The sequence below is a fragment of the Sulfuricurvum sp. genome (assembly GCF_022759005.1).
Classification (GTDB): Bacteria; Campylobacterota; Campylobacteria; order Campylobacterales; family Sulfurimonadaceae; genus Sulfuricurvum.
This window is the reverse complement of the sequence record NZ_JAEMQA010000062.1, coordinates 32,627-39,157: the sequence shown is the minus strand read 5'-3', so window position 1 is coordinate 39,157 and position 6,531 is coordinate 32,627. Positions and strand designations below refer to the sequence as shown.

The 6,531-nt window shown below is 37.7% G+C and carries 3 protein-coding genes and 1 pseudogene; all 4 read left to right on the top strand.

Annotated elements, in window-relative coordinates; translation table 11 throughout:
- Nucleotides 1-55 precede the first annotated feature (55 nt).
- Nucleotides 56-4,630 carry a hypothetical protein gene (locus JHC35_RS04240; protein WP_295042318.1) on the top strand — a complete coding sequence of 1,525 codons (4,575 nt, stop codon included), beginning with the start codon at nt 56-58 and terminating at the stop codon, nt 4,628-4,630.
- 14 nt (nt 4,631-4,644) lie between these two features.
- Nucleotides 4,645-5,310 carry a hypothetical protein gene (locus tag JHC35_RS04235; RefSeq protein ID WP_295042316.1) on the top strand — a complete coding sequence of 222 codons (666 nt, stop codon included), beginning with the start codon at nt 4,645-4,647 and terminating at the stop codon, nt 5,308-5,310.
- On the top strand, nt 5,307-6,245 hold the full coding sequence (locus JHC35_RS04230) for a prepilin-type N-terminal cleavage/methylation domain-containing protein (protein WP_295042314.1): 939 nt from the start codon (nt 5,307-5,309) through the stop codon (nt 6,243-6,245). Before JHC35_RS04235 ends, JHC35_RS04230 begins: the two co-directional genes overlap by 4 nt.
- A pseudogene (locus tag JHC35_RS04225) lies at nt 6,232-6,531 on the top strand (type II secretion system protein); the annotation flags it as partial. The gene JHC35_RS04230 and the pseudogene JHC35_RS04225, both read left to right, overlap by 14 nt.

The window sequence follows — 6,531 nt, the reverse complement described above, 5'->3', positions numbered from 1 at the left end:
ATAAGTACTACCGAGCCCTTTTTAAGCGTGAAGTATAAATCCCAAGGAGGATAAGATGAAAATGAATAAACTTTTTTTACGATGGATAGCGGTTTTTGGAATAGTTATGATGTTTGCCGTTTCGGGATGGGGTGTTTGTCCAAGTCCATCTGCATCGATGGGAACTTGGAATGCGACAAGTGGCTCAACGTACGGTCCTTATTCTGGTAATGTTCAAAGTGATGATGCCGATTACTATACGATTACAAATCCAGTTGGTGGGCAAATTAATTTATCAATTAAAAATACTACATCGAATCGCCAATTGACGGCAACGTTATACAGTGATTCAACCTGTTCGGCTACACCTGTATGGACTGCTGCGATTGGAAATAGTGGATCTGTAGCACCAACAATAGATGTGAAAGCTGGTGTTACCTATTATCTTTATTTGGTTGGAAGTGCCTCAAATCAAAATACAGCATATACTTTTAGTGCTAATAAACCTGCCACGGGTCATGATCTGTTACACGAAAATCCTTTTAGTCCTGTATTTGGAAACGGTGGATTAAAGTTATTTGGAGATTTTGCGTCTATCGGTAATTCAGTTTTATGTCAAAATAATGGTACAGGTGGATGTAATAATAATTATAATGGTTATTTATATGATTCAAATTTGATCTATAAAAATGAAGGGGGGATGACGTTAAACTCTGCATCCGCAATCTTAACATTACCAACAAATGTCACTGGTGCTCAAATTCAGTGGGCAGGACTATATTGGCAAGGGCATATTGCAGATCCTGATGCAGCTAATTATACGACATCTACTAAAGTACAAAATAGAGGGAATGTATCTTTTCGTCTTCCTGATGGAATTACACAAGATCTTAGTGCAGACAAAGTTTGGTACCATGATTTTTGGGGAAGTGGGACTGGAAGCGGAGGAGGATTCCGTTCTTTTTATCAAGGATACAAAGATGTAACGTCTCTTGTAAAGGCTCATTTGATTAATGGAACCTCGCAAACTTTTACAGTCGGTAACATAAATGCCAATAGTGGTAAAGATTGGTATTCATATCTTTATGTAGGACCAGGGGCTGAATACAATGGTATAAAATTTGGATTTTGGGGAAACTGGTCTTTGATTGTTGTATATAAGTATGATGCTTCAACTATGCCAGTCGGGACAAAATTGAAAAATGTTAATGTCTTTAATGGATTTGATGCGATGATCCCGTTGCCTGTAGACGGGTATCAAACATCCAATGTGATAATTCCGATAAATGGTTTTTTAACACCAAAATCAGGTGCTGTAAATGCTGAAATGCTTTTTTATGCATCAGGCGGTGAAAAATTGATTGCAAGGGATGCCTTTTATATTCAGAATGCTAATGCGTCTAATGTTTATCAAGCAGTTTCTAATGCATTAAATCCAGCAAATAATCCATTTAACGGGTCGGCATCTATTAACGGTCTTCCTATTGATAATACAATAAAATATTATCCAGGTATGGATTTGGATACATTCAATGTATCCAGTTATATGAAAAATAATCAAAGTTCAACATCGTTGAAATTAGAAGCAACATTTAGTAATAACAATGGGGATCAATCGACCCCTGGCGTTATAGCATTTTCTACAGATTTATATACTCCTTCTTTTTGTTATGATTATGGTTATCAGCAAAATGGACTGCCTTTTACCGAACAAAACAATGGTACGGCAATGCCATATATTACGGGAGTTCTACCTAATACAGCAGATATAAATGTGAGTTTGTATATTCGTAATCAGGAAAACTCAGATATTAGCGCTAATAATGTGAAGCTCAATATTTCAGATATCGATAGTTCACAGGCTGTTTATAAACGTAACAGTGTCGAAGTTACATATCCTAATGAATTTATTCCTACATCAAAGACAGATGCTGGATGGCCGCTTAGTGTAAGTGATACCAATATTAATAATATTCCATTGGGAAATATCAGTGGAAAGGAATATGCCTACACGTACTATACATTAACGCCAAAACAAGTTGGTAGTATTAGTATTCCTATCAGTGGAACTTTTTCCTATGATTTAGTTATTCCTTTAGCCGATGGATCAAGTCTAACATTACCTTATAGTTCGACGATTGGTGGAAATGGGTTACCGATGTGTTCCTCGGATAATTTTAGCTATACGCCAGAATGGGGTATTTTTAGTGTTGTTGATGCCGGACTTTATGATAGTAAGACGAATAATAATAATACGACGGGAAAAAAATATTATGATTTAACCACTCAAGTGGCAAAGCGTCCTGGAAATTTTCGTGTTGCATCATTTGATGCGGCACATTTAGATACACCTAAGCCTGTGAGCACTATGGTCGCAGTAGAATTAATCGATGCCGCACAGTTCCATGATGTTGATGCCGCTTGTAGAGAACCATCAAGCGCCGTCACTCCGCGTATTTGGACGACATTTGAAAATAACGTTTCACAGGTCAGTTTTAATGCTGCTACGATTCAAAATGCTATCAACAATGGATTGGTATCTGATAGTATAACTGGACATGGTGCGTTAACTAATGCAGCCGATTTTTTTAAGGTTGCTACCCCTAATGCTGCATTTAGGGTCTCATTTAACACAATTGTAGATCAAAATGATTCTTTGATTCATTTACAAACTGTCAAAAACGGAGTTCGGATAGATAACTTCTCAAACATTCATCAACTTTATCCTCATTGCCGTCAATTTGTTAAAAATCCAAATAATGAAAATATGACCGATTTGACATCTGTCGCGTGTTCAGACAATGGAAATAACAGTACTTATAAAGACGTTGCAACGTGTATGGAGTGTTTATATGGTGCACGTACACAAGTCCTTTGTTCGCGGGATAATTTTGCGATTCGACCGGAAAGTTATACCGTAGTAATAAAAGATATGAATCAAACAAATCATGCTATTGCACAAGTATTTGCTCCGGGACATACTGGGGTAGCAACTCCAGTCACATCTCGGGTTGATGTAAGTAGCGGTTATGATTATCGTTATGATATTAACGCAACGAATCATCTTGATAATAGTGCTACGTTGGGGTATACCCGTTACTTTGGAACGGGAGGGCAAGATTACAATATAACCCTTGTCTGGGAACCAACCACTGCGAAAACAGGGTGTAATGATGTACAGAGCAAAGCGCAAAGTTTTAACTTGATTGATGGAACAGTTTCAGCTAATGGGAATCTTTCGCAAGTGGGTGAATATCGTCTCAATATTATCGATAAAACATGGACTGCAGTCGATTGGGATTCGACGAAACAAACGCACCAAACCGGAAGCCATTTTCTCTCAGGTGCTGAGTGTGTATTAAACAGTAGCGATGTGCCATTGCAGGCATCTGTAGTGTCTTTAGTGGGTACAACATTGGATAATTTGGTCGGGTGTGATATTAGTAGTACGCACGATAATATAGAAAATGGTCTGAAATACCGAGATTATCTTTTGACGTTTCATCCGTATAAATTTGATATGAGTACCATAGGATTTGGTACAGGTATTCAACCGACTGCGATAGCATCAGGAGGAAAAGGATTCGCTTATATGTCGAAGATTAGTAGAGATGATAGTATGAATATGTCATTGCGCGCAACTGGAAGTATTAAAGCCGTTGGATATAACAATCTTTCGAATACAAATTTTGTTAAGAATTGCTATGCGAAAGATTTAAATTTGTCGATGAAAAGCGATAATAGTTTGACACACCCGCAAAAAGCTAAATATCAAGTCCGTTTTATGGACTATAATACAACAGACGCAAATGTAAAAAACTTGATTTATGATAATAAAGCGATTGACATTGATACATCTAAACTGACAATGAAATTAACATCGATAAGTGATGGGAATTTTACCAAGAGTACAAAAGGTTCCTTGTATACTGTAAGTCGGTTTAATTATGATCGCAATGAAACGATTCCATTGACTCCTGTTACGGCACAATTATCAGAGTTGGATGTGCAATGTATAAATCCGGCTGAGTGCACGATGCAAGCAGGTTTGAGTGCGACACATCAAGCTTTAGGTGCCAAAGCTATGGATTTTAACGTTACATATGCATATGGACGTATTAACCCGATGGATGTACGGGCATTTGGAAATGTTGAATTTACGGCAAATGCATGGTATGAAATCTATCAAGTACCAATGTTGGCTGGAAGAACACTAGCCCCAAGTCGAAATACGCCATTATGGTATATAAATGGGTTACACAATGATAATAATGATGGTAATGCTGATGTTACAATTATTTTACCGAATACCTTAACACTAAAATCTAATAGTGATATGATCGATCCCCCTAACACAGGGATGGAAACGTATACTTTTAATAAAATTGGCGCAGCAAACATCCCTTACAGTGGAAAAGCTCATATCAATACCGATCCATGGCTGTGGTACGGTGCTAATGCTCTTGATTATCTTGATCCTGTGGACCCAACAAATCTTGATTGTAGAAGACATCCATGTTTCAATATTAATATAGTTCCTGACATTGGCCGTGCTGGTAGTGCAACTAATACAGAATTGCGTTCTGATAAAGCCAACAAAGCAACACGTACAAAAGGTATACATTATGACTATACACCATCAACACGATAATGCGAGGTAATATAATGCGTTCTGCAATGGCAATGATTGAGCTCATTTTTGCAATTGTCATTATTGCAATAAGTGTGATTACAATCCCTTCAATGATAAATATAGCCAATAATGCTTCAAAAGGAATGATCGTTGACGAAGATATTTTGAAGCGGATGATGGGAGAGATTACAAAAGTATCTCAAGCACGTTGGGATAGAAATTCTATCGAGCCAAACTTTTATCCATTGCAGATTGTCGGAGATGCGGATCTTCCATGTGATCGAAACGTAAGTGGGACATTTTATCGACGAAATCCTGATTCGAGTATTCCGTGCTCATCCAATGTTCCTTTGATGGGAGTCGCTCCAGTAAATGGAGATTTAAATTTGAGTCGGGGAATAGAGCAGTTGCATAACAATTCTTATAATCTTGATATCAATGCAACAGATGGCAAGATCTATAGTATTCCTATACGCTATAGTCTTAGTTATGTAAATGATTCATATGTCGCACCGGATGCGAATGGTATAGCGTCGGCAACGTGGATGTTGGGGTCTTCGACAAATATGAGTCCTAATGCATCTGGAACTCAAACCCATTTAAAAAGGGTTGTCGTAAGAGTTAATAATGACAATAATCCAAATGTCGATATGACATTAACGTTTTTTAAATCCAATGTCGGGAAATCTGCCGAATGAAAGTATTGAAAAACCACAAAGCATTTACAATGATTGAAGTTTTATTTGTCATTGTCATATTAGGGATTGTCGGTGGATTAGCATTGGAAGCGGTACGGCAGTATTATAACGGCATTTATCAAACCGGAGAATATACAAAAAGGGTAGCTGAAGCCGATCATATTTTAGAGCAAATATCCAAATATTTTGAAAACGGCATTTCGTCTTCCATTATCCGATTGGATGAGAATGAAGCAACGGGATGTTATGGAATTCCTACTGATAGTGATACGGACAAAGACTATACGATCGCTTTTGTTGCAGTCGATACCGATGGGCTGAGAGGCATTTGGAATCCTTCTTTGAACCGTTTAGTACCTACATGGACAAGCGATGTGTCAAGTATCGGCAATACACTTATCTCATTGGATGCTAACTTTACTGCTTTGGATAATATGAGAGATTTAGATGACGTAGTTGCGGATCGCGCTGCAATTTTTCGCAGTGAAGGTATTGCTGAAGGATCAAATGAGTGCGGTCGCTTCGGTTGGGATACGAATGGAAATACCAACGATGTTTATCGTGTAATTACCAAAGTAAACGGAGACCATAATCTAACCCTTGATGGCATGCTGAGTGTCAACGGAAATGCAAATCGTGCATATGTTCTCAGAACAGCCTATGCATTCCGTGTCAAGGATGGAAATTTTAGTATGTATAGTAATTTTCAGCCATGGAATAATGAGCGTTACAGTGATTCTACACCACATCTTTTAGGAAATAAAGTGACGCACTTTACTATTTTGTACGATAGTTCGAATACAACGATGAATTCAAATATCGGTAATATTTATACACTAAAAATTTGCATGGAAGGGCTGGATGAAAATTTAAGTGACTCTAATCTTGCAAAGAATCAAATATGCCGCGAAAGGATGGTACATGTTCGCTATTAAACGAAAAGGTTTTGCGATGATTTTGGCTATTTTTGTAGTCGTACTAATCGCTTTAGGCGGGACTTTACTGTTATCAAATACCGCTCTTGGGAGTAAATCAATCTCAAATGGGTACTTAAGAAGTCAAGCAGAATTATTAGCTGAAAGTGCAACCGAGTATGCACTTATGAGAGCGCAGGGGACAAATACTGCAGCAGGGAGATGTTTAAATCAACTGAATATCACTGTCAATGATGCCAATGGGGGTAAAATGTTTGATGTTAATGTTTCATTAGCGTATTCTTTT